The 21,635-nt window shown below is 64.2% G+C and carries 20 protein-coding genes and 1 pseudogene; 12 read left to right on the top strand and 9 right to left on the bottom strand.

The window, feature by feature from the left end:
- Positions 1–31: 31 nt before the first annotated feature.
- Positions 32–832 carry a hypothetical protein gene (locus tag BLS61_RS10995; protein ID WP_090430727.1) on the bottom strand — a complete coding sequence of 267 codons (801 nt, stop codon included), beginning with the start codon at positions 830–832 and terminating at the stop codon, positions 32–34.
- A 36-nt stretch (positions 833–868) separates the two neighbouring features.
- Positions 869–1,861, bottom strand: coding sequence for an alpha/beta hydrolase family protein (locus BLS61_RS10990; protein WP_090430725.1), 993 nt, complete (start codon positions 1,859–1,861; stop codon positions 869–871).
- Between the two features lie 124 nt (positions 1,862–1,985).
- Between BLS61_RS10990 and aroC the strand changes: the two genes are divergently transcribed.
- From aroC to BLS61_RS10965, 5 genes are all read left to right on the top strand, one after another.
- Positions 1,986–3,077: a chorismate synthase gene (gene aroC / locus BLS61_RS10985; RefSeq protein WP_090430723.1), complete on the top strand. Its 1,092-nt coding sequence runs from the start codon at positions 1,986–1,988 to the stop codon at positions 3,075–3,077.
- Between the two features lie 68 nt (positions 3,078–3,145).
- Entirely contained in the window at positions 3,146–4,294 is a 1,149-nt protein-coding gene (locus BLS61_RS10980; protein WP_090430721.1) for an MFS transporter, read from the top strand.
- 15 nt (positions 4,295–4,309) lie between these two features.
- Complete coding sequence (locus tag BLS61_RS10975) at positions 4,310–4,849, top strand: acireductone dioxygenase (RefSeq protein ID WP_090430719.1); 540 nt, start codon at positions 4,310–4,312, stop codon at positions 4,847–4,849.
- Between the two features lie 59 nt (positions 4,850–4,908).
- Positions 4,909–5,100, top strand: a complete 192-nt coding sequence (locus BLS61_RS10970) for a PLDc N-terminal domain-containing protein (RefSeq protein ID WP_090430716.1) — start codon at positions 4,909–4,911, stop codon at positions 5,098–5,100.
- Positions 5,097–5,654, top strand: a complete 558-nt coding sequence (locus tag BLS61_RS10965; RefSeq protein ID WP_090430714.1) for a histidine phosphatase family protein — start codon at positions 5,097–5,099, stop codon at positions 5,652–5,654. Before BLS61_RS10970 ends, BLS61_RS10965 begins: the two co-directional genes overlap by 4 nt.
- Here the strand turns inward: BLS61_RS10965 and BLS61_RS10960 are convergent, their stop codons facing one another.
- The 3 genes from BLS61_RS10960 to BLS61_RS10950 form a co-directional block, all read right to left on the bottom strand.
- Positions 5,655–6,152: a methylated-DNA--[protein]-cysteine S-methyltransferase gene (locus tag BLS61_RS10960; RefSeq protein ID WP_090430712.1), complete on the bottom strand. Its 498-nt coding sequence runs from the start codon at positions 6,150–6,152 to the stop codon at positions 5,655–5,657. It lies immediately after the preceding gene.
- A 2-nt stretch (positions 6,153–6,154) separates the two neighbouring features.
- Positions 6,155–7,033 (bottom strand): DNA-3-methyladenine glycosylase family protein, encoded by an 879-nt coding sequence (locus BLS61_RS10955; RefSeq protein ID WP_090430710.1) that lies wholly within the window; start codon positions 7,031–7,033, stop codon positions 6,155–6,157.
- A 203-nt stretch (positions 7,034–7,236) separates the two neighbouring features.
- A complete protein-coding gene (locus BLS61_RS10950; protein ID WP_208598794.1) occupies positions 7,237–8,247 on the bottom strand; it encodes an AraC family transcriptional regulator in 1,011 nt (336 codons plus the stop codon).
- Between the two features lie 103 nt (positions 8,248–8,350).
- On the opposite strand from BLS61_RS10950, the gene BLS61_RS10945 reads away from it, so the two are divergent.
- The 5 genes and pseudogenes from BLS61_RS10945 (at position 8,351) to BLS61_RS10925 (ending at position 12,945) form a co-directional block, all read left to right on the top strand.
- Positions 8,351–9,826, top strand: coding sequence for a flavin-containing monooxygenase (locus BLS61_RS10945; RefSeq protein WP_090430706.1), 1,476 nt, complete (start codon positions 8,351–8,353; stop codon positions 9,824–9,826).
- Entirely contained in the window at positions 9,810–10,739 is a 930-nt protein-coding gene (locus BLS61_RS10940; protein WP_090430704.1) for an alpha/beta hydrolase, read from the top strand. The genes BLS61_RS10945 and BLS61_RS10940 overlap by 17 nt, the downstream gene beginning before the upstream one ends.
- Positions 10,739–11,500: an SDR family oxidoreductase gene (locus BLS61_RS10935; RefSeq protein ID WP_090430702.1), complete on the top strand. Its 762-nt coding sequence runs from the start codon at positions 10,739–10,741 to the stop codon at positions 11,498–11,500. The genes BLS61_RS10940 and BLS61_RS10935 overlap by 1 nt, the downstream gene beginning before the upstream one ends.
- 311 nt (positions 11,501–11,811) lie before the next feature.
- A complete protein-coding gene (locus BLS61_RS10930; RefSeq protein WP_024307795.1) occupies positions 11,812–12,156 on the top strand; it encodes a ribonuclease E inhibitor RraB in 345 nt (114 codons plus the stop codon).
- A 122-nt stretch (positions 12,157–12,278) separates the two neighbouring features.
- Positions 12,279–12,945: pseudogene (locus BLS61_RS10925) on the top strand (type 1 glutamine amidotransferase).
- A gap of 261 nt (positions 12,946–13,206) precedes the next feature.
- Here BLS61_RS10925 and BLS61_RS10920 read toward each other — a convergent pair.
- Positions 13,207–13,767, bottom strand: a complete 561-nt coding sequence (locus tag BLS61_RS10920; RefSeq protein WP_167358715.1) for a lysozyme inhibitor LprI family protein — start codon at positions 13,765–13,767, stop codon at positions 13,207–13,209.
- Between BLS61_RS10920 and BLS61_RS10915 the strand changes: the two genes are divergently transcribed.
- Positions 13,766–14,809 carry an IS110 family RNA-guided transposase gene (locus tag BLS61_RS10915; protein ID WP_090430700.1) on the top strand — a complete coding sequence of 348 codons (1,044 nt, stop codon included), beginning with the start codon at positions 13,766–13,768 and terminating at the stop codon, positions 14,807–14,809. The two genes, BLS61_RS10920 and BLS61_RS10915, sit on opposite strands and share 2 nt — an antisense overlap.
- Positions 14,810–15,107: 298 nt before the next feature.
- Here BLS61_RS10915 and BLS61_RS23420 read toward each other — a convergent pair whose 3' ends face one another.
- The 3 genes from BLS61_RS23420 to acnA all read right to left on the bottom strand — a co-directional run bounded on the left by BLS61_RS23420 (position 15,108) and on the right by acnA (position 20,198).
- On the bottom strand, positions 15,108–15,419 hold the full coding sequence (locus BLS61_RS23420; RefSeq protein ID WP_139205548.1) for a DUF4288 domain-containing protein: 312 nt from the start codon (positions 15,417–15,419) through the stop codon (positions 15,108–15,110).
- Positions 15,420–15,714: 295 nt separating this feature from the next.
- Positions 15,715–17,280 (bottom strand): methyl-accepting chemotaxis protein, encoded by a 1,566-nt coding sequence (locus BLS61_RS10910; RefSeq protein WP_090430698.1) that lies wholly within the window; start codon positions 17,278–17,280, stop codon positions 15,715–15,717.
- Positions 17,281–17,456: 176 nt separating this feature from the next.
- Entirely contained in the window at positions 17,457–20,198 is a 2,742-nt protein-coding gene (acnA, locus tag BLS61_RS10905; RefSeq protein WP_090430696.1) for an aconitate hydratase AcnA, read from the bottom strand.
- A 247-nt stretch (positions 20,199–20,445) separates the two neighbouring features.
- Here acnA and rlmM point away from each other — a divergent pair, with 247 nt between their 5' ends.
- Positions 20,446–21,501: a 23S rRNA (cytidine(2498)-2'-O)-methyltransferase RlmM gene (gene rlmM / locus BLS61_RS10900; RefSeq protein WP_090430694.1), complete on the top strand. Its 1,056-nt coding sequence runs from the start codon at positions 20,446–20,448 to the stop codon at positions 21,499–21,501.
- Positions 21,502–21,635: the final 134 nt, after the last annotated feature.

Raw genomic sequence — 21,635 nt, 5'->3', positions numbered from 1 at the left:
GGGCTGTAGGAGCGGCTTCAGCCGCGATGAATCAGCGCGTGGCGATCCAGATCAGCAGCCCCGCCTGAAACAGGCTGAACGCCACCAGGCAGGTGATGGTGAAGCGCAGGCCGCTGTCTTCGCGCTTGAGGCGCTCGAGCCGATCTTCCAGCTTGCGCAGCTTGACGTCCTGCTCCTGCAGCGTCTGGTCAGCCTGCTGCAGCATCGCCGCGGCGTCTAGCAATTCGACGATCTGCACCTTTTCGGCATGCCAGTCGCCGTGCAGCGAGCTGACCCGCGGCGCGCTGTAGAAGGGCTTGAGCTGCAACGGGTCGCTGTACTCAATGGTGAAACCCTGCGCCTTCAGCGCGTGATCACGACGGGCGCGAGCGGCCTCGTTGAAGTTGTCCTTGGTCGGCAGGGCGCCGCCCTCGACCTGATAGTGCGCGTACTGCTTGCGCGCCCAGGCGATGCCCTGCGCCATGAGAAAACGTCCCAGGCCGCGGTTGGCCGGCTCCACGCTCAGGCCCTTGTCCGGGCCGAAGCGAACTTCCTTGCGCTGATGATCGGCCCAGACTTCCAGCAGGTTGGTCTGACGATGCAGGCGCTGGCCAGGCACCTGGATGGTCAGACGCAACAGGCTGGTGTCCCTGGCGTGCCGCTCCACCCGGCCGAGCTGGACGAAGCGCAGCGGCCGCGGCCCGGTTTCCCGGTCCACGGGCAGCGGCGCCAGGCGCAGCAGGCTGAACTGCTCGGCTGGCAGGTCGGACCAGGGGTGCGCTGCTGCAGGGGTTTCGCCTGTGCCGGTTTCGGCGTCGGCGGTTTGCGCCTGCGGGGCTGGGTTCTCGCTCATGGGCGTCCTGTGTACGGGGCGGTGGCCTTCAATGCGTTATCGGCCATTTTCCTCGGCACTGGAGCGAATGAAGGCAACGATCCGCTCGCCCAGCGCACGGGCCAAGGGTAGCTGCGGATCGTCATAGGACGCCAGCTGTTCGTTCCAGGGCGCAGGCGTGATGCGCATGATGTGATTCATGTCGGGGATCAGCGCCAGTTCGGCATCGGGTTTGGCCTGCTTGAGCACCTCGGCGTTGTCCGGGCTGACCTGCGCGTCGTGGGTGCCCTGCACGATCAGGGCGGGCATTTGCAGCGCTGCGAAGTTCTCCGCCGGGTCCTGGCGCAGCAGGCTGATCAGGTAGGGCTGCACGCTGGGGCGATAGATCGCTTGCAGCTCTTTCGGGACCTGCGGCTGCAGTTTGCCGCGAATCAGGTTGGCGAGTATGTGGCGGCTCTCGGCCAGTAGCTGTGGCGGAAGGCGCATGGCCAGTTGCATGTCCAGCACCTGGCCGATGGGGTAGGCAGGGCCGGCGATGGAAACCAGTGCATCGGCCTGGCTGGCGGGCGCGGCCAGACTGGCGATCAGCGCGCCCTCGCTGTGGCCGATGAGAATCAGCCGGTCGAAGCGTGGATCGTCCCTGAGCAGCCTGGCCCAACCTTCGGCGTCGGCCACGTAGCGCTCGACGCTGAGGTCCTTTTCATCCGGCGTCGCGGCACGGCTGGCGGCCACGCCGCGCTTGTCGTAGCGCAGGCTGGCGATGCCATTGCGCGCCAGGACCTGGGCCAGCTTCTTCAGCGCATCGTTATGACCGCCCTCGGGATTGTTGCCGTCGCGGTCCGTGGGGCCGGAGCCGGCGATCAGCAGCGCCACCGGCAGCGGCTTGTCGCTTTGCGGAACGAGCAGGCTGCCGTACAGGGTGCCCTGGTCGGTATCGAGGCTGATGGGCTGTTGGCGGGTGGTGCTGGCCTGGGCCAGGCCGGTGATCAGGGTGAGGGACAAGAGCAGGGCTCGCAGCATGATGAGGGTAGGGTAGTGGCAGGTTGGCATTGGACGCATCCGAACGAGCAAGGTTCGGGGTGAACTGCAAGTAGGTGGCAGGTATACTCGCCCACCTTGTGATTCGGGCCTGCGCAGTGCCGGGCCTGAGCTGAATCTCGCGGAGCGTCTTCCCATGTCCGGCAATACCTACGGCAAGCTGTTCACCGTCACCACCGCTGGCGAAAGCCATGGCCCGGCGCTGGTCGCCATCGTCGACGGTTGCCCGCCCGGTGTCGAGATTTCCCTGGAAGACCTGCAGCGCGACCTCGACCGCCGCAAGCCCGGCACCAGTCGCCACACCACGCAGCGCCAGGAAGCCGACGAGGTGGAAATCCTTTCCGGCGTGTTCGAGGGCAAGACCACCGGTTGCGCCATCGGTCTGCTGATCCGCAATACCGACCAGAAGTCCAAGGACTATTCGGCGATCAAGGATCTGTTCCGTCCGGCGCATGCCGACTACACCTACCACCACAAGTACGGCATCCGCGACTACCGTGGCGGTGGCCGTAGTTCGGCGCGCGAGACCGCCATGCGCGTGGCGGCCGGTGCCATCGCCAAGAAGTACCTGGCCAGCCAGGGTATCGTCATCCGCGGCTACATGAGCCAGCTCGGCCCCATCGAAATCCCGTTCAAGACCTGGGATTCGGTGGAGCAGAACGCCTTCTTCAGCCCTGACCCGGACAAGGTACCGGAACTCGAGGCCTACATGGATCAGCTGCGCCGTGACCAGGATTCGGTCGGCGCGAAGATCACCGTGGTTGCCGAAGGAGTGACGCCGGGGCTCGGCGAGCCGATCTTCGACCGCCTCGACGCCGAACTGGCCCATGCGCTGATGAGCATCAACGCGGTCAAGGGCGTGGAAATCGGCGCCGGCTTCGCCTGCGTCGCCCAGCGCGGCACCGAGCACCGCGACGAACTGACCCCGGAAGGTTTCCTCTCCAACAACGCCGGCGGCATTCTCGGTGGCATCTCCAGCGGCCAGCCGATCGTCGCCCGCCTGGCGCTCAAGCCAACCTCCAGCATCACCACACCGGGGCGCTCGATCGATGTCGACGGCAATCCGGTGGACGTCATCACCAAGGGCCGTCACGACCCTTGCGTGGGTATCCGCGCCACCCCGATCGCCGAGGCAATGATGGCCATCGTGCTGATGGATCACCTGCTGCGTCACCGCGCGCAGAACGCCGACGTGCGCGTCACCACGCCGGTGCTGCCGCAGCTATGAGTGGCAAGCTGCAAGCTGCAAGCTACAGGCCGTCATCCCGGCTTCCTGAAGCCTGCGGCCTGTAGCCTGTGGCTGCTCTTCCTTACTGGCGGCTGTCCGCTTTCTACTTCTTCTACTTCGCCCTGCTCGGAGGGACGGCGCCCTTTCTGGCGCTGTACTTCGATCACCTGGGCTTTTCCCCGGCGCGCATCGGCGAGCTGATCGCCATTCCCATGCTGATGCGCTGCGTGGCGCCGAATCTGTGGGGCTGGCTGGGCGACCATACCGGCCAGCGTCTGCTGATCGTGCGTCTCGGTGCGCTGTGCACGCTGCTGTGCTTTGCCGGCATCTTCCTCGAGCAGAGCTACGCCTGGCTAGCGCTGATCATGGCCACCCATGCCTTCTTCTGGCACGCGGTGCTGCCGCAGTTCGAGGTCATCACCCTGGCCCATCTGCGCGAGCAGGCGGCGCGCTACAGCCAGATTCGCCTATGGGGCAGCATCGGTTTCATCGTCGCCGTGGTCGGTCTCGGCCTGCTGTTCGAATGGCTCAGCCTGGACGCCTATCCGGCAGCGCTGGTGGCGATCATGGCCGGCATCGTCGTCGGCAGTTTCTGGGTGCCCAACGCCCAGCCGCTGCAGCGGCCGAATGTGCCGGAGCAGGGTGGTTTCCTGCAGCAACTGCGCCGTCCCGGCATTCTCGCGTTCTACCTTTGCGTTGCGCTGATGCAACTGAGCAACGGGCCTTACTACACCTTTCTCACCCTGCACCTGGAGGGCGTCGGCTACAGCCGCGGCGCCATCGGTCTGTTCTGGGCGCTGGGGGTGGTGGCGGAGATTCTGCTGTTTCTGCTCATGGCGCGGCTGCTGCAACGTTACTCGCTGCGTGTCGTGCTGCTGGCCAGCTTCCTGATCACTGCGCTGCGCTGGCTGCTGCTGGGCAATCTGGCGCAGTACCTGCCGGTGCTGCTGCTGGCGCAGTGCATGCACGCGGCCACTTTCGGCGCTTTCCATGCCGCCTGCATCCACTTCGTGCAGCGCAGTTTCGCCGATCGTCAGCAAGGCCAGGGGCAGGCGCTGTACGCCAGCCTGGCCGGTATCGGCGGCGCCCTTGGGGCGCTGTACGCCGGTTACAGCTGGAAGGGGCTGGGCCCGGCCTGGACCTTCGCCATCGCCAGTCTGGTAGCCTTGCTCGCAGCCTTCGTCATTGCCACCCGTCTGCCGCCCGAGCGGCCCTGAATCGAGTGAACCGTCATGAGCAGCCTCGCCGTCCACCTGCACACCTCACCGGAACTGCCGAACAAGGTCCTCAACCATGCCGCCGACATCGCCAGCACCCTGGCGGCGGTGGGCCTCGACTATCGCCAGGTGGAGCTGCCGGCTGCATTGCGCCCGGGCTGCGAGCAGGCCGAGTTCGACCAAGCCTATGGCCTGTGGCTGCAGGCGTTCATGGGCAATGAGGGGCATGTGCAGCAGGAGCTGTTCAACCTGCAACGCAACCATCCGCAGAAGCTGGAGCTACGTGCGCGCTACCTGGACGAACAGGTGCAGGCTTCGACCTGCGCCTGGCTGTTCATCGGCGGTTTCGCTCAGCTCAGCGTGCATCTGGATGGCTACGTCTACCGGCTGAAAGGCGAGCGTGGCGATCTGCTGACCTTGCCGGCCGGCACCCGCCATTGGTTCGATCTGGGCGAGGAGCCGCATGCGCTGGTGCTGCGCCTGAGCCAGAGCGAGGAGACGCCGGAGCGCACCGGGGACGATATCGCCAGCCGTTTCCCTCGGCTGGAGGCGTGAGGGAACCGGCGTAACGCCAGCTATCCTGGGAAGGCAACCTTTCGGACAGGAGCTTCGTCATGGGTTCTACCTTCAACGGGCTGATCGGCCTGATCATCCTGGCCCTGGATATCTGGGCGATCGTCAACGTGATCAAGAGCAACGCCGAGAGCGGAATCAAGATTCTGTGGATTCTGCTGATCGTGCTGCTGCCCGTGATCGGCCTGATCATCTGGGCGCTGATGGGCCCGCGCGGGAGCGTCAGGCTATGAGCCGCCTGTGGCTGCTGGCCCTGGCGCTGCTGCCTCTCTGGGGGGCTGCGGCAGAGACTGCCGATGCCTGGCAGGCATTGCGCGAAGGTCGCGCAGTGCTGCTCATGCGCCATGCCATGGCACCGGGTACCGGCGATCCGGCCAATTTTCGCCTCGGGCAATGCGAAACCCAGCGCAACCTCAACGCTCAGGGCCGCGCCGAGGCCCGGCGCTGGGGTGAACTGCTGGCCAGCCAGGGGATCGAGCAACCACGTTTGCTCAGCAGTCGCTGGTGCCGCGCGCTGGACACCGCCAGCGGCATGCAGCGCGGCCCGGTGCAACCCCTGGCCGCGCTGGATTCGTTTTTCGGGCGACCTGAAGACGGTGCCGAGCAGACCGCCGAGCTGATTCGCAGCATCAACGCACTGCCGGCCGGTGAGCCTCTGGTGCTGGTGTCCCATCAGGTCAATATCACCGCCTTGACCGGGATCTTCCCCGCCTCGGGCGAGGGTTTGATCCTGCCTTTACCGCTGCGCCCGCAGGTTCAGCCTCTGGCGCGCGTGCCCGCGCCATGATTACCAGGGCAGTCGTGCCTGCACGGGCTGCAACACGCCTTCAAGTTCCAGCAACTGCTGCTTGCGCGGCAGGCCGCCGGCATAACCGGTCAGGCTGCCGTCGCGGCCGATCAGGCGGTGGCAGGGCACGATGATGGAGATCGGGTTGGCGCCGTTGGCCGTGCCTACCGCGCGTACGGCCTGTGGCTTGCCGATGACGCCGGCCAGCTCGGAATAGCTGCAGGTACGGCCGTAGGGAATGGCCTGCAAGGCCTGCCAGACCGCCTGCTGAAAGGCCGTGCCTCTGGGCGCCAGGCGCAGTTCGAACTGACGGCGCTTGCCGGCGAAGTATTCGTCGAGCTGGCGGCACACGGCATCCAGCTCACGGCTGGCAGGCTGCCAGCCTGCCTCGATGCGCCAGGGCCGACTGTCCAGCTCCATCAGCAGCAACTGCAGGCCGCTTTCGTCACCTGCGATGAACAGCGGCCCGATGGGGCTGTCGTGGTGGCGGTAATGCATGCTCAGCCTCCCGAGTAACAGTGCCAGAGATGCGCAGCAGCGTACGCCCGCCAGGGGCGCCAGGCTTCGGCGCGGATTTTCAGACGGCGCGCATCGATGCCGCCGGCTCCCCAGACCGGCGCCTTGAGCAGGCCCAGATCGCTGGCGGGAAAGGCATCCGCCTCACCGAAGGCGCGCAGGGCGATGTACTCCGCGGTCCACGGGCCGATGCCGGGCAGGGCGCACAATCGCTCGATCAGCGCTGCGCTGCCTTCTTGCAGATCGAGCTTGAGGCTGCCATCGGCAATTCGTGCAGCGAAATGCTGCAGGCACTGCACGCGCTTGCCGGGCATGCCGATGCCGGTCAGATCGGCCTCGGCAAGCGCCTGCGGCGTCGGGAACAGGCGGTTGATGCCCAGCGCTTGCGGCGTCTCGATCGGCGTGCCGACACGCTGCACCAGGCGCCCGACTATGGTGACTGCCGCCTTGACCGTGACCTGCTGGCCAACGATGGCGCGTACTGCCTGCTCGAACGGATCGAAGGCCACGGGCAGGCGCAGGCCGGGGTTGCGCAGCAGCAGCGGTGCCAGCAGTTCGTCGGCGCTCAGGTGGCGGGCAATGGTTGCGGGCTCGCTGTCGAGATCGAACATGCGCCGTACGCGCTGCTCCAGTTGATCGAGATGCGCGGGTGATGCGATACGGCAGCGCAGTTCCAGTGCATTCTGCCCAGGCAGCGGCGTCACCCGCAGCCAGCCGGGCACACCGTCGATGCTGAAGCCGCGGCTATAGCTATCCGCGTCCAGCGACTCCAGGCCGGGAATCGCGCGCAGTGCGAAGTGACCGTGGAATTGTTGCCAGTTCCACGGCGGTTGATAGGGCAGAAGCAGGGTAATGATGTTCATGGCTGGCACCCTAGCGCGGCGTTCGGGTGTTGTCAGCGTGAAGATGACTTTCAAACTGCGACGATCTTGCCTGTGTGCGGGGGCGCGGTGCGCACGGCGCACCCTACATGAAGCGCGTTCCAGGCGCACGGGCTTGACGTGGGGTGCGCCGCGCGCACCAGGGGAGCCAGCTGCGATACATGGCAGCACGGCTCAACGGCACCCTAGGAGCCACGTTGATAACGCCCCGGCGTGATGCCTTTCCAGCGCTTGAAGGCGTGGATGAAATTGGACAGCTCGCCATAGCCCAGGCGTTCGGCGATTTCCTCCAGGCTCAGGCCGCCTGCTGCGAGCAGTTCCTCGGCCAGGGCCTGGCGCACTTCGTCCTGCAGGGCACGGAAGCTGGTGCCTTCCTCGGTCAGGCGGCGTCGCAGGGTGCGGCTGCTCAGATGCAGGCGGCCTGAGACCTGCTCCATGTCGGCGATCTGTCCTGGAGATTGCAGCAGCAACTGACGTACGCGCCCGGCCAGGCCCTGGTGCCATTGATGGCGCGCCAGCAACGCCTGGCATTGCTGCTCGCAGGCGCTGACCAGGTGCGGGTTGGCCCGCGGCAAGGGGTTGTCCAGCAGATCGGCGGCAAAGCCCATTCGATTGCCCGGTGCGCCGAAGCGCGGCACCTGGCCGAAGGCTGCGAAAGGTGAGACGTCAGCCGGTGCAGGCTGGCGCAGCTCCAGCGCGAGCAATGGCAGCGCACTGCCCAGCAGTTCGCGCACGACCACCAGGGCACCGAGCATGTCGCGCTGCACGATGAAATCATGCAGCGCCGGGGGCAGGGCGCTGTCGTCGAAGTGCAGGCTGGCGATGGCGTCATCCAGGCTCAGGCTGATGCGGGTGAAGGCATAGGTCAGGCCGTGGTAGCGCAGCCCCAGGTCGGCCGCCTGGCGTACCGTGGCGCTGCTGAGAATGGCGTAGCCCCAGGCGCCGTAGGTGGTCAGGTGGTAGCGCCGGCCGGCCTGCAGGCCCAGATCGTCGACGTCGGGCAGTGCCTCGATCAGGTTGGCGATCAGCTGCAGTTCACGCTGCGCCTCGACTTCGCCATTCAGGCTGGCGAGTTGCACGGGGCTGAGCCCCGTATCGTGCAGGCAGCTGTCCAGGCTCAGGCCGAGGTCGAGCCCCAGTTGGGTCAGCAGCTGGATGCTGGTGATGCTGCGGCGGGCGGGCCAGGGTACTGACATCGATTGTCCGAAAATCACAATATCCTGGCCGACTATGCCATAACTCAGGCTTGGCGGGGCAAGTAGCATCTGCTCATCGCTCACCAAGGTCGGGGAGACCACAATGCACAACAACCCCCGTACGAAGGCGCCCTGGCGCGTAGTGATCATCGGCAGTGGCTTTGCCGGCCTGGGCCTGGCCATGCAGCTGCGCAAGGCCGGTGAGGACGACTTCCTGTTGCTGGAAAAGGCCGGCGAGGTCGGCGGTACCTGGCGCGACAACAGCTATCCGGGCGCCGCCTGCGATGTGCCTTCGCACCTGTATTCCTTCTCCTTCGAACCCAAGCACGACTGGTCGCGCAAGTTCGCCCCGCAGGCGGAAATCCACGCCTACATCCTGCAGTGCGTGGAAAAGCACCGGCTACGCCCGCATATCCGCCTGAACAGCGAAGTGCAGGGCGCCGAGTTCGACGCCGTGCGCGGCATCTGGCGGGTCGAGCTGGCAGGTGGCGAGGTGATCGAGGCGCAGGCCCTGGTCAGTGCCTGCGGCCAGCTCAATCGCCCGGCCTATCCGAAGTTGCCCGGGCTGGAGAACTTTCGTGGCGAGGCCTTTCATTCGGCGCGCTGGCGGCATGATCTCGACCTGAGCGGCAAACGCGTGGCGGTGATCGGCACCGGCGCGTCGGCGATCCAGTTCGTGCCGCAGATCCAGCCGAAAGTCGCCAGCCTGAGCCTGTTCCAGCGCTCGGCCGCTTATGTGCTGGCCAAGCCGGATCGCCGTTATCGCCCCTGGGAAATCGTCTTGAAACAGCGTCTGCCCCTGCTGCAACGCGCTGACCGCCTGCTGCAGTACCTGCACCATGAGGCGCGGGCAGTCGCCTTCATCCGCTTTCCCTGGCTGATGCGCCTGTTCCGTCACAGCTTCACCCGCCACCTGCGGCGGCAGATGCCCGATGCCGGCAAGCGTGCCCAGTTGCAGCCGGACTACCCCATGGGCTGCAAGCGCATCCTGATCAGCAACGACTACTTCCCGGCGCTGGCAAAGGCGAATGTCGAGATCGTCGACGCGGCGATCCGCGAGGTGCGCGAGCATTCGCTGGTGACGGCCGATGGCCGCGAGCATCCCTGCGATGTGCTGATCTACGGCACTGGTTTCACCGCCACCGATTTTCTCGCGCCGATGCGCATTCGCGGCCTCGATGGCGTGGACCTGAACCAGGCCTGGCGCGATGGCGCCGAGGCCTACAAGGGCATCAGCGTCAGCGGCTTTCCCAACCTGTTCCTGCTCTACGGGCCGAACACCAACCTCGGCCACAACTCCATTCTCTATATGCTGGAGAGCCAGTACGCCTACGTGATGGGCTGCCTGCAGGCGCTGCGCGAACAGGGGCTACGCTATCTCGACCTGCGCCCGACGCTGCAGCGTAGTTACAACGCAGAGCTGCAGCAGGCGACTCATCGAACGATATGGGAGCAGGGGTGCGACAGCTGGTACAAGACCGCTACCGGCAAGAACACCAACAACTGGCCGGGCTTCACCTTCACCTATCGCCTCATGACCCGTACACCGGAGCTTGCCGACTATGACTGCGTCCGCTGACTTCAAAGCCCCAGCCGCCGAGCAGATGCTGCTGCGTGGCCTGTTGCGCGGCTTTCTGCGCCTGTTCTTCCGCGGCCTGGTGCGGCCGCCGATGCCGGTGGCCGGGCAGCGGCGGGTGCTGCGTGCACTCACCACCATCACCCTGACGCCACGCGGCGTAACGCGCAGTGCCGATACCCTGGCCGGGCGCCGCTGCGAATGGCATTGGCCGCCTGCCAGCAACGGCGGCGTGCTGCTCTATCTGCATGGCGGCGCCTTCATGATCGGCGGGCCGGACACGCATCGGGGCATCTGTGCCAGCCTGGCCAAGCGCGGCGCCCTGGAGGTCTGTGCGCTGGATTACCGTCTGGCCCCGGAGCATCCCTATCCGGCGGCGCGCGATGATGTGGTGGCGGCCTATCAGGCGTTGCTGGAGGCAGGCTATAGGCCCCAACAGATCGCCATTGGCGGCGACTCGGCGGGAGGCAACCTGAGCCTGGTCGGCTGCCTGCGCATCATCGAGCTCGGCCTGCCGGCGCCTGCCGCACTGGTGTGCTTTTCGCCCGCCACCGATTTCACCGGCGAGCAGATGCACGAGCCGCCGGCCGGCGACCCGTTGATCCACCCGCGCTGGATCGAACAGGCTGCCGAGCTGTATTGCCCCGCCGACCTGCCGCGCGACGATCCGGGTTTGTCGCCGCTGTTCGCCGACCTCAGCCCACTGCCGCCGACGTTGATCCAGGTGGGCGAAGACGAGTTGTTGCTGAATGACAGCCTGCGCCTGGCCGAACGCGCCAAGGCGGCCGCAGTGGATGTGCGCCTGGAGCGCTATCCAGGGTTGTGGCATGTGTTTCAGGCACATGTCGGCATGTTGCGCGCTGCGGATTACGCCATCGCCCGCGTGGTGGCCTTTCTTCGTGAGCAGGGTGTGTGATGAACAACATGCTCATCAGCGGCGCTGCATCGGGCATTGGGGCCGCCACCGCGCGGCTGTTCCATGCGCGCGGCTGGCGCGTCGGCTTGCTCGACGTCGATGAAAGGGCGCTGACAGCCTTGGCCGCCGAGCTGGGCGGCGCCTGGCATGCGCCGCTGGATGTGGTCGATGGCGCAGCGGTGAAAACCGCGCTGGCCGACTTCTGCGCGCAAAGTGGCGGTCGCTTGCGCCTGTTGTTCAACGGCGCCGGCATTCTGCGCACCGGTGCTTTCGCTGATATCGAGCTGGAGCAGCATGCACGCCTGGTAGAGATCAATGTGCTCGGCGTGCTCAATCTTTGCCATGCGGCCTATCCCTATCTCAAAGTCACGCCAGAGGCGCAAGTGATCAATATGGGCTCGGCCTCGGCGCTCTATGGCGTACCACAGCTGGCCAGCTACTCGGCCAGCAAGTTCGCCGTACGCGGGCTGACCGAGGCGCTGGAGCTGGAATGGCGCGAGCACGGCATTCGCGTCGGCGACCTGATACCGCCGTTCGTCAACACACCGATGGTTCGTAGCCAGGCGCAGCGTCCTGCGGTGATGCAGCGACTGGGCGTGCGCCTGGAGGCCGAGCAGATCGCCGAGGCAGCCTGGAAACAGGCCCACGCCCGTCGCGTGCATCGCCCGGTGGGCCTGCAGTTCGGGTTGCTGTTCAATCTCGGGCAGATCACGCCGGGCTGGGTCAACCGGCTGTTGATGGGCTGGCTAAGCCGCCGCTAGTTCGTTGCGCCTCCTCTGGGCTGGCCAATTGCCGCTGGTCGCCGGCTTTGTCACAAAGGCTTTCTGCATGACGCGAAACCCTCGCTCACCGGCTATCCTCGAAGAGACGGTTTCAGTCCGGCGCTCTGCCGGGCAGTCGTCGATACGCTTGCAGTAGACACGTCGAGCAGCTGCTCGATTCTCGGGGCGGCGCCGTCCGGGTGTTTCTAAGTTCCATTTTTAGAGACGTTCGGCAGGGCCGCGACACCGTCCTTGGGACGGTTGCATTGGGAAAGCGGTTAATCCATCCATAGCCTGAGAGGGGGTCGTTTATGAGCACAGCCTTCCACGAAGACTCCAGCACTTCTGTGCTGCGTCGGATGAAAGAAGGGGGATTCGACTTCGCCCAGTTTCACCCGATCGAGTTCTACGCCATTTTCCCCGATGAAGAACGGGCCAGAATGGCAGCCAGAAACTTTCGCGGCGAGTCGCTCAACGCTCAGATATCCGCCCGCGAGGACGGCGTCTGGCACCTGCAGATCAGCAAAGTGATGTACGCCACCCATGCCGGTATCGGCGAGTTCGAACATGACCTGGAATCCATCGTCGTCCCGCTGGGCGGCAAGATGGATGGCTGGGGCGTCACGCAGGAGGTGAAAGCGTCAGCCATGCGTTAAAGGTGAATGCAGCGGCATTCGTCGACACAGACCATCGGCCGGCTGTCCGGCCGGTGGCTTCAACTCCCAGCCCACCTCGACTTGCCAATCCTTCCCGCGCAGACTGCGCGGCGGAGGTAGCCATGGCCGATGTTCTGATCCTGACTCATATCGATTATTGCCCGCCAGCCCACCTGGCGCAGGTGCTGCAGGCCCGCGGTTGTAGCTTCGACGTGCTGCGCGTCGATCTGGGCGAACTGCACGGTTACGACCTGGAACGACCCAAGGCGGTCGCGGTGATGGGCGGGCCGATGAGCGTCAACGACCCGCTGCCCTGGATAGCCGACGAAGTGGCTGCGCTGCAGCGTTTCATCGCGCGTGACATTCCCATCATCGGCCACTGCCTGGGCGGCCAACTGCTGGCCAAGGCGCTCGGCGTTGCGGTCCAGCGTATGCCTTACACCGAAGCTGGCTGGCAGTGCATGCAGCGGCGTGCGGAGTCCTCCGGCAGCCCCTGGCTGGCGCACCTTCGCGCTGCCTGACGGTGCCCAGCCTTTGCTGAGCAGCCGCTGGTGTGACAACCAGGCGTTCGCCTGGGGCGACAAGGTACTGGCCCTGCAAGGCCATCCGGAAATGACTGAAGAGTTGGTCGAATTGTGGCTCGACGACTGGGCGCATCTGCTCGATGCCAGCCAGCCCAGCCAGCAGAGCGTCGCCGAAATGCGCGAAGGCCTGAACGAGAAGGTCAGCGCGCTGAACCGCGTCGCTGAAGGTTTCTACGCGCACTGGCTGGAGCTGGCGGGGCTTTGAGGCTGGAGAAGGCCAAGGCGCGATAGGCGCTTGGCCAGCGCTCAAAGCTCGTCAGGGATCAACGCCAGCAGGTCGGTTACCCCAACATCTGATCCCCGTGATTGATTGAACGCTTGGCTCCCGCTGCGCGAACTACAGAATGGCCAAGGCGATGTCCAATGAAACGCCGGATATACGAATGTAACCGCGCCGACGACAGGTGCGGAAGCAACGCTTTGCTCACTACTTGTGTGGAGAGTCCATATACAGTTGTTATGCGCACTACCACGCACAGCCGTTACAGCCTTTTCTGAAATTGTAACTTTCTAGCTGCTCAAGTCTGTCAAGTGTTCTGCGTGTAAGGCAGATGCTGCGACCAGAAGAAACTAAATTGTCGCTTTCTTTTCGTGGTTCGTAAAAAGCACAGTCAGCGTCTCGGAACTTTACCCATAGCCGCTGTGCGGCCACTAAATTTTTTCTATTCTCAAGGTCAAGAGAGTTGCTCAAATTTGAGTATTGGTCATTTAGCTCTTGATCCGCTTTTTTGTAAAGGGTAGAGAAGCAGCTAGATATCTCTTTATAAGACATGCGTTCGCCACACTCTTTTTCTTCTGATCTAAGGTCTTGTGAGTCAGCAAAAGAAAACTGGCTGAAAATTACTGTCAGGATGAAAACTAGAGCTGCGCGCACGCTGAGTCCTTGGTGTGCATAACGTTTGGTTAAGGGGCGGGCTTTAGCCCGTCCCAGCGAGCGGAGCGAGTGATTTGAATGCTGTAATGGACTCTCCCCGCGCCGCAGTTCTATACCGAGAACGGTGGTGACTGAAATTGGGAGTTTCGTCATGAAGCGCATCGCAGTTGATCTGGCCAAGTCCGTTTACCAAGTTGCCGAGTGTGTCCGTTCCGGCCAGGTGGTGCAGCGCAAGCGGCTGAACCGAGAGGCGTTACGGCGATATATACAGGAGCAGGTCGAACCGGTCGAGTGGGTGATGGAAGCCTGTGGCACAGCGCACTATTGGGGGCGGCTGGCGCAATCGCTCGGTCATCACGTGAAGCTGCTGCATCCTCGCTACGTGCGACCCTATCGCCGTCGCAACAAAACCGACCGCAATGACTGCGACGCCATGCTGGAAGCGGCGCGCTGCACCGATATTCATCCCGTGTCGGTAAAGAGCCACGATCAGCAACAGCTTCAGCAACTGCACGGGCTACGTGAAACCTGGAAGAAGAGTCGCACCCAGCGAATCAACCTGCTGCGCGGCGTGCTTCGTGAAGCGGGTATCGAAGCGCCGGCCTCGACCGCAGCCTTCATCCAGGCTGCCAGTGAGCTGGTTGACCAGCCTGAACTCACGTCCCTGAATCGTCTGCTGCATATCGTTCTGGCCGAGATCAACCTGTATGAACAGTGCATGGCCGAATGCGAACAGCAGCTTCAGCGCTGGCATGCTGACGATGACATCGTGCGCAAACTGGATGAGGTCAGTGGTATTGGCCTGCTGACCGCCAGTGCCCTGACCGCCACTGTCGGTAAGCCCGAACGGTTCGCCAGTGGTCGCCAGCTCAGCGCTTGGCTGGGCATGACGCCGCGCGAGTTCAGCAGTGGCAATAGCCGCAAGCTCGGCCATATCAGCCGACAGGGCAATGTCTATGTGCGCACTTTGTTTATCCATGGATCCCGCGCGGCCTTGCTGGCGGCACAGCGCTGCCAGGCCCGTACACCTGAAAAGCTGACGCAGTTACAGCGATGGGCCGTGGAGACGGCAGCACGGATCGGCCACAACAAGGCGGCGGTGGCGCTGGCCAGCAAACTGGTGCGGATCTGCTGGGCGGTGTGGTGCCACGAGCGGCGGTTCAATGGCAATTGGCAGAGCGTAAAGCCCGCCTGACGGCGGGGGTGATCAGTAAAGGTGTGATGGTTTTCTTGTGGTTGTGGTGAGTAGCAGCACTGTCGGAACAGGCGAGTCCTGCAGCGGAACAAGGCCGATAACAATGATGATCCTCGTGATCGATTGAACGCTTGGTCCCCGCTGCGCGAACTACAGAATGGCCAGGGCGGTAGCGCCCAGAACAGGCCGGATATACGAATGCAACCGCGCTGACGACAGGTGCAAAAGCAAAGCTTTACTCACTACTTGTGGGGAGAGTCCATATACAATTGTTATGCTGCGCACGATGCCATCGCTTTTAGTCTGGGGTGTATAGGTAGTCTAGATAGCGTTTTTGATAAAAAACATCTAGCGAGTCGTAAGACTCAAAAAGCTCTGACCATACCTCATGCCCTTGTATTAAAACTCCTGGATCGAGCTTGTAGCAAACTTGCTCGCTATGGCTAACAAAGTTAGTTGACTCTACGTACTCCTCGGACTCTGCTTCTGCTAATTCATGTGCTGCATCTTCTGACTCGGCAGAAAAGCATACGACTCTTTCCTCAAAGATATTCTTGCCATCTTCCTTTGTACCGAAGTGATATACATTTCTTATTGCGTACCAAGGCATCGATGACCACCTAATGCATAACTATAAATAGCCACCAAATGGTGCATAACCTGCGGGAGGTTTTGGTGGATAACCTTCCTGGCCATTTTCAAGATCCCTCTCTAGCTCGCGGGAGGTAGCGAGGCGATGGGGTGTTTGGAAGGTTATACACCATGTCGGATAACCGCTGGCAAGTGGCAATTACGCGAAAGCGGGGATGGTTGGGAAGGGCGTAGGGAGATCGCGAGCAAGCTCGCTCCTACAAAAGCGGGGCGGGGAGGGGAAGGCGCAGCGGTGAGGCGCTGCGCCTTTTGTTTCAGCGGTTGAAGCGTTCGACCAGGGCGTATTGGCCCTGTGCGGTTTTGGTCAGGGCTTCGCTGAGTTTGGCGGTGCTTTGCGCTTCGCCTGCGGTCTGGTCGGCCAGTTGGGCGATGGTGGTGATGTTCTGATTGATCTCGTCGGCCACGGCGCTTTGTTCTTCCGCCGCCGCCGCGATCTGGTTGGCCATGTCGGCGATGTTGGCGACCGAGTCGCTGATGCCGGACAGCGCCTGGTCGGCCTTGAGCACTCGTTCGACGCCTTCGTCGGCCTGCTTGCGGCCAATTTCCATGGTCAGCACGGCCTCTTCGGCGGTGCGTTGCAGCTTGGCGATCAGGGCGTGGATCTGTTCGGTGGACTCGGCGGTGCGCTGGGCCAGCGAGCGAACTTCGTCGGCGACCACGGCGAAGCCGCGACCCATTTCGCCAGCGCGGGCGGCTTCGATGGCGGCGTTCAGGGCCAGCAGGTTGGTCTGGTCGGCGATGCCCTTGATCACGTCGACTACACCACCGATCTCGCTGCTGTCCTGGGCCAGGCGGGTGACGGTCTCGCCGGTATCGCCCACCGATTGCGACAGGCGCTGGATGGCTTCGCGGGTTTCTGCGGCGATGGTGCGGCCTTCGCTGGTCAGGCGGTTGGCTTCCTGGGTGGCGATGGCGGTGCGGGCGACGTTGCTGGCCACTTCCAGAGTCGTGGCGGCCATTTCGTTGACGGCGGTGGCGACCTGTTCGGTCTCGCTGCGCTGGCGCTCGAGGCCGGCCGAGCTGTTGTGCGCCAGCTTGTCGGCTTCACGCGCTTGCTGGGTCAGCTGTTCGGCGGTGTCCTGCAGGCGGGTCAGGCAGGTTTTCAGGCGCGCATCCTGGCTGAGCATGGCCATTTCCAGGCGCGCTTCGGCGCCGCGGCTATCGGTGTACATCTGCGCGATCAGCGGGTCGGAGGTGGTCTGATCAGCAATGTGCAGCAGGCGCTTGATGCCGCGGGTCTGCCAGGCGATGCCGGCCAGGCCCAGCGGCACGGAGAGCAGGGCGGCGAGGATGAAGCCCCAGTTGCTGCCCATCCAGTGGCCGATCAGAAAACCGATCTGGCTGACCAGGATGAAGGGCATCCAGGCCTGCACCACCGGCAGCCAATGGTTGCTGGCCGGGACGGCCGATTTGCCGGCGTTGATGCGGGCGTACAGCGCTTCGGCGCGGCGCACCTGTTCGGTAGTGGGTTTGACGCGGACGGATTCGTAGCCGACGACCTGGTTGTTTTCGGTTACCGGCGTGACGTAGGCATTGACCCAGTAATGGTCGCCATTCTTGCAGCGGTTCTTGACGATCCCCATCCACGGCCGGCCCTTTTTCAGGGTCGTCCACATGTGGTCGAACACCGCTGGCGGCACGTCCGGATGGCGCACGATGTTGTGCGGCGCGCGCAGCAGCTCTTCGCGGGAGAAACCGCTGATTTCGACGAAGGCGTCGTTGCAGTAGGTGATCTGGCCCTTGAGGTCGGTAGTGGAAATCAGGCGCTGCTGAGTGGGGAAGGTGCGTTCGCGCTGAGTGACCGGCTGGTTGTTACGCATGGCAGGTATCCGTCGTTGTAATGCCCTGTCATCGGCCGGCAAGCGGCAAAGTTGAGGGCTGAATCAGTTTTTGGCGAGTGTAATCGCTTTATGACGGACGTCACATTTCTGTCGCGACATTGGCCATCCCTGGCTCGACGCAAAGCCCTGCCGCTCGGGGCGGCAGGGCTGGGGCATCAGCTGGCGATCATCTGCCGGAGCACGTAGTGCAGGATGCCGCCGGCCTTGAAGTACTCGACTTCGTTGAGGGTGTCGATACGGCATAGCAATTCGACCTCCTCGTGCTGGCCGTCTTCGCGGGTGATGACCAGTGTCAGCGGCATCTGCGGGCGCAGCTCCACGCCTTCCAGCCCTTCGATGGCCAGCACTTCCTTGCCGGTCAGTTTCAGGCTGTTGCGGTCGGTACCGGGATTGAACTGCAGCGGCAGCACGCCCATGCCCACCAGGTTGGAGCGGTGGATGCGCTCGAAGCTCTCGGCGATCACTGCCTTGACCCCCAGCAGGTTGGTGCCCTTGGCCGCCCAGTCGCGGCTGGAGCCGGTGCCGTATTCCTTGCCGGCGATGATCACCAGCGGCGTGCCTTCGGCCTGATAGCGCATGGCGGCGTCATAGATCGCCAGTTTCTCGCCGCTGGGCACGTGCAGGGTGTTGCCGCCTTCTTCGCCGCCGAGCATTTCGTTGCGGATGCGGATGTTGGCGAAGGTGCCGCGCATCATCACTTCATGGTTGCCGCGGCGTGAGCCGTAGGAGTTGAAGTCGGCCTTGTCCACGCCATGCTCGCGCAGGTAGCGCCCGGCCGGGCTGTCGGCCTTGATGTTGCCGGCCGGCGAGATGTGGTCGGTGGTCACCGAGTCGCCGAGCAGGGCGAGGATGCGTGCCTTGCGGATATCGGTGATGCGTGGCGGGTCGCCGGCAATGTTCTCGAAGAACGGCGGATGCTGGATATAGGTGGAGTCGCCCTGCCAGGCATAGGTGTCGGCCTTGGGCACGTCGATCGCCTGCCACTTTTCGTCGCCGGCGAAGACCTCGGCGTATTCCTTGCGGAACATGGCGGTGTCGACCTGGGCGATGGCCTGGGCGATCTCGCTTTGGGTCGGCCAGATGTCCTTCAGATAGACCGGCTGACCGTCCTTGCCGGTGCCAAGGGCGTCGCGGGTCAGGTCGAGGCGCACGCTGCCGGCCAGGGCATAGGCCACCACCAGAGGTGGCGAGGCCAGCCAGTTGGTTTTCACCAGCGGGTGCACCCGGCCCTCGAAGTTGCGGTTGCCGGACAATACCGAGGCGACGGTCAGGTCGGCCTGGGTGATGGCCTTCTCGATGGGCTCGCGCAGCGGGCCGGAGTTGCCGATGCAGGTGGTGCAGCCGTAGCCCACCAGGTCGAAGCCGAGTTTCTCCAGGTAGGGCGTCAGGCCGGCGGCATTGAAGTATTCGGTGACCACCTTGGAGCCGGGGGCCAGTGAGCTCTTCACCCAGGGTTGGCGCTGCAGGCCTTTTTCCACCGCCTTCTTGGCCAGCAGGCCGGCGGCCATCATCACGCTGGGGTTGGAGGTATTGGTGCAGGAGGTGATGGCGGCGATCACCACGGCGCCATCTTTCAGGCGATGGGTCTGACCCTCGTCCTCATAGTCGATTTCGCCGCTCTGCTTGTCGCCGCCCACGGCGGTACCGCCGCCGCCTTCGCTGAGCATACGGCCTTCTTCCTTGGCGCTCGGCTTGAGCTGCAGGCCGACGAAGTCGTCGAAGGCCTGGCCAACCTGGCCCAGCGAGACGCGATCCTGTGGGCGCTTGGGCCCGGCCAGGCTGGCTTCGACGCTGCCCATGTCCAGGCTCAGGCTGTCGGTGAACAGGGGCTCGTCGCCGGGTTCGCGCCACAGGCCTTGGGCCTTGCTATAGGCCTCGACCAGCTGCACGGTGGCATCCGGGCGGCCGGACAGGCGCAGGTAGCCGAGGGTGATTTCGTCCACCGGGAAGAAGCCGCAGGTGGCGCCATATTCCGGGGCCATGTTGGCGATGGTGGCGCGGTCGGCCAGCGGCAGGTCGGCCAGGCCGTCACCGTAGAACTCGACGAATTTGCCCACCACGCCCTTCTTGCGCAGCATCTGGGTGACGGTGAGCACCAGGTCGGTGGCGGTGATGCCTTCCTTGAGTTTGCCGCTGAGCTTGAAGCCGATCACCTCGGGAATCAGCATCGACACCGGCTGGCCGAGCATGGCCGCTTCCGCCTCGATGCCGCCGACGCCCCAGCCGAGCACGCCGAGGCCGTTGATCATGGTGGTGTGGGAGTCGGTGCCGACCAGGGTGTCGGGGAAGGCGAGGGTGGTGCCGTCTTCTTCCTTCGTCCATACGGTGCGCGCCAGGTATTCCAGATTGACCTGGTGGCAGATGCCGGTGCCCGGTGGCACCACGCTGAAGTTGTCGAAGGCGTGCTGACCCCAGCGCAGGAAGGCGTAGCGCTCGCCGTTGCGCTGCATTTCCAGCTCGACGTTGTCGGTAAAGGCGCTGGAGGAGGCGTAGCGGTCGACCATCACCGAGTGGTCGATGACCAGATCCACCGGTGACAGCGGGTTGATGCGCTGCGGGTCGCCGCCGGCCTTGGCCATGGCGTCGCGCATGGCGGCCAGGTCGACCACCGCTGGCACGCCGGTGAAGTCCTGCATCAGCACGCGCGCCGGGCGGTACTGGATCTCGCGGTCGGAGGCGCGCTTGTCCAGCCAGTCGACCATGGCTTGCAGATCCTGCGGCTGTACGGTCTTGCCGTCTTCGTTGCGCAGCAGGTTTTCCAGCAGCACCTTGAGCGACTTGGGCAGGCGGTCGATGTTGCCGAGGCGCTGGGCGGCTTCGGGAAGGCTGAAGTAGTGGTAGGTGGCGTCGCCGACTTTCAGTTCGCGGCGGCAGTTCAGGCTATCGAGGGAGGGCATTGCACATCTCCTTGGGCCCGCACGGTTCGGGCTGTGTCTGATGGCGGCAGACCTTCAAGCTAGTTCGGCTTGGGCGGTCTGGCTAGCGCATATCCTTTCGGTTGTTATGCGCTGCCTGTCTGTTGCGACGACGCGGGGCGGCCAGCTTGCCGGTCCGTAGCTGCAGACAGCGCATATGTAGCTGGACAGGTTTAGCGGCTCGGGGTTCCGGTCTCGGGTATCATGCGCGCCTCGAGGAGACCCTTTGATGAATACCCTGTTTCTGCATTGCCGCCCCGGTTTCGAAGGGGAGGTTTGCGCCGAGATCAGCGACCTTGCGGCGCGTCTGGATGTGCCGGGCTACTCCAGGGCCAAGCCCGGCAGCGCCTGCGCCGAGTTCGTCTGCAGCGAGGCGGCTGATAGCGAGCGGCTGATGCGCAGCGTGCGCTTCAATCAGCTGATCTTCCCCCGACAGTGGGCGCGCGGCGCCTTCGTCAGCCTGCCGGAAAGCGATCGTATCAGCGTGTTGCTCGACGCCCTGGTTGACTATCCGGTGTGCGGCAGCCTGTGGCTGGAAGTGGTCGATACCAACGAGGGCAAGGAAGTCTCGACCTTCTGCAAGAAGTTCGAAGCCCCGCTGCGCAAGGCGCTGCTCAAGGCCGGCAAGCTGGTGGACGACGCGAAGAAGCCGCGCCTGCTGCTGACCTTCAAGAGCGGCCGTGAGGTGTTCGCCGGCATCGCCGAGGCGGACAACCAGGCGATGTGGCCGATGGGCATTCCGCGTCTGAAGTTTCCGCGCGAGGCGCCGAGCCGTTCCACGCTCAAGCTGGAGGAGGCCTGGCACCATTTTATCCCGCGTGAACAGTGGGATCAGCGCCTGGCGCCGGGCATGACCGCCGTCGACCTGGGCGCGGCCCCCGGTGGCTGGACCTGGCAGCTGGTCAATCGGGAGATTCGCGTGACTGCCGTGGACAACGGGCCGATGGCCGAGAGCCTGATGTATTCCGGCTTCGTCGTGCACCAGCGCGCCGATGGCTTTACCTTCCGTCCGCGCCATCCGGTGCACTGGATGGTCTGCGACATCGTCGAGAAGCCGGCGCGCACGGCGGCGATGATCGAGACCTGGCTGGGCGAAGGGCTGTGTCGCGAGGCGGTAGTCAATCTCAAGCTGCCGATGAAGCAGCGTTACGCCGAAGTGCGGCGCCTGCTCGATCGCATCGAGTCGGGGCTGGCCGAGCGCGGTCTGAAGGTCGGCATCGGCTGCAAGCAGCTGTATCACGACCGTGAGGAAGTGACCTGTCATCTGCGTCGTCACGGCAAATAACGAGCGAACCGGGCGCGGACATGCGTCCGGCCCGGACTCCCGCGTCGCTTTGGGCTCCACCCGAAGCTGGCGTGCGAACCCTCCATGATTCGCCGGAGCGCAGGCACTTTGCCGCAGTCGGCAGGCATGCGCTG

Origin of the sequence: Ectopseudomonas guguanensis (assembly GCF_900104265.1) — a bacterium.
In the GTDB taxonomy this organism is placed as follows: Bacteria; Pseudomonadota; Gammaproteobacteria; order Pseudomonadales; family Pseudomonadaceae; genus Aquipseudomonas; species Aquipseudomonas guguanensis.
Note: the sequence above shows the minus strand (reverse complement) of the source record. Positions and strands in the feature narration are given on the sequence as shown.

Coding starts and splice junctions, on each gene's coding strand:
- BLS61_RS10995 (WP_090430727.1), bottom strand. CDS start 832: ATGAGCGAGAACCCAGCCCCGCAGGCGCAAACCGCCGACGCCGAAACC.
- BLS61_RS10990 (WP_090430725.1), bottom strand. CDS start 1,861: ATGCCAACCTGCCACTACCCTACCCTCATCATGCTGCGAGCCCTGCTC.
- aroC (WP_090430723.1), top strand. CDS start 1,986: ATGTCCGGCAATACCTACGGCAAGCTGTTCACCGTCACCACCGCTGGC.
- BLS61_RS10975 (WP_090430719.1), top strand. CDS start 4,310: ATGAGCAGCCTCGCCGTCCACCTGCACACCTCACCGGAACTGCCGAAC.
- BLS61_RS10970 (WP_090430716.1), top strand. CDS start 4,909: ATGGGTTCTACCTTCAACGGGCTGATCGGCCTGATCATCCTGGCCCTG.
- BLS61_RS10965 (WP_090430714.1), top strand. CDS start 5,097: ATGAGCCGCCTGTGGCTGCTGGCCCTGGCGCTGCTGCCTCTCTGGGGG.
- BLS61_RS10960 (WP_090430712.1), bottom strand. CDS start 6,152: ATGCATTACCGCCACCACGACAGCCCCATCGGGCCGCTGTTCATCGCA.
- BLS61_RS10955 (WP_090430710.1), bottom strand. CDS start 7,033: ATGAACATCATTACCCTGCTTCTGCCCTATCAACCGCCGTGGAACTGG.
- BLS61_RS10950 (WP_208598794.1), bottom strand. CDS start 8,247: ATGTCAGTACCCTGGCCCGCCCGCCGCAGCATCACCAGCATCCAGCTG.
- BLS61_RS10945 (WP_090430706.1), top strand. CDS start 8,351: ATGCACAACAACCCCCGTACGAAGGCGCCCTGGCGCGTAGTGATCATC.
- BLS61_RS10940 (WP_090430704.1), top strand. CDS start 9,810: ATGACTGCGTCCGCTGACTTCAAAGCCCCAGCCGCCGAGCAGATGCTG.
- BLS61_RS10935 (WP_090430702.1), top strand. CDS start 10,739: ATGAACAACATGCTCATCAGCGGCGCTGCATCGGGCATTGGGGCCGCC.
- BLS61_RS10930 (WP_024307795.1), top strand. CDS start 11,812: ATGAGCACAGCCTTCCACGAAGACTCCAGCACTTCTGTGCTGCGTCGG.
- BLS61_RS10915 (WP_090430700.1), top strand. CDS start 13,766: ATGAAGCGCATCGCAGTTGATCTGGCCAAGTCCGTTTACCAAGTTGCC.
- BLS61_RS10920 (WP_167358715.1), bottom strand. CDS start 13,767: ATGACGAAACTCCCAATTTCAGTCACCACCGTTCTCGGTATAGAACTG.
- BLS61_RS23420 (WP_139205548.1), bottom strand. CDS start 15,419: ATGCCTTGGTACGCAATAAGAAATGTATATCACTTCGGTACAAAGGAA.
- BLS61_RS10910 (WP_090430698.1), bottom strand. CDS start 17,280: ATGCGTAACAACCAGCCGGTCACTCAGCGCGAACGCACCTTCCCCACT.
- acnA (WP_090430696.1), bottom strand. CDS start 20,198: ATGCCCTCCCTCGATAGCCTGAACTGCCGCCGCGAACTGAAAGTCGGC.
- rlmM (WP_090430694.1), top strand. CDS start 20,446: ATGAATACCCTGTTTCTGCATTGCCGCCCCGGTTTCGAAGGGGAGGTT.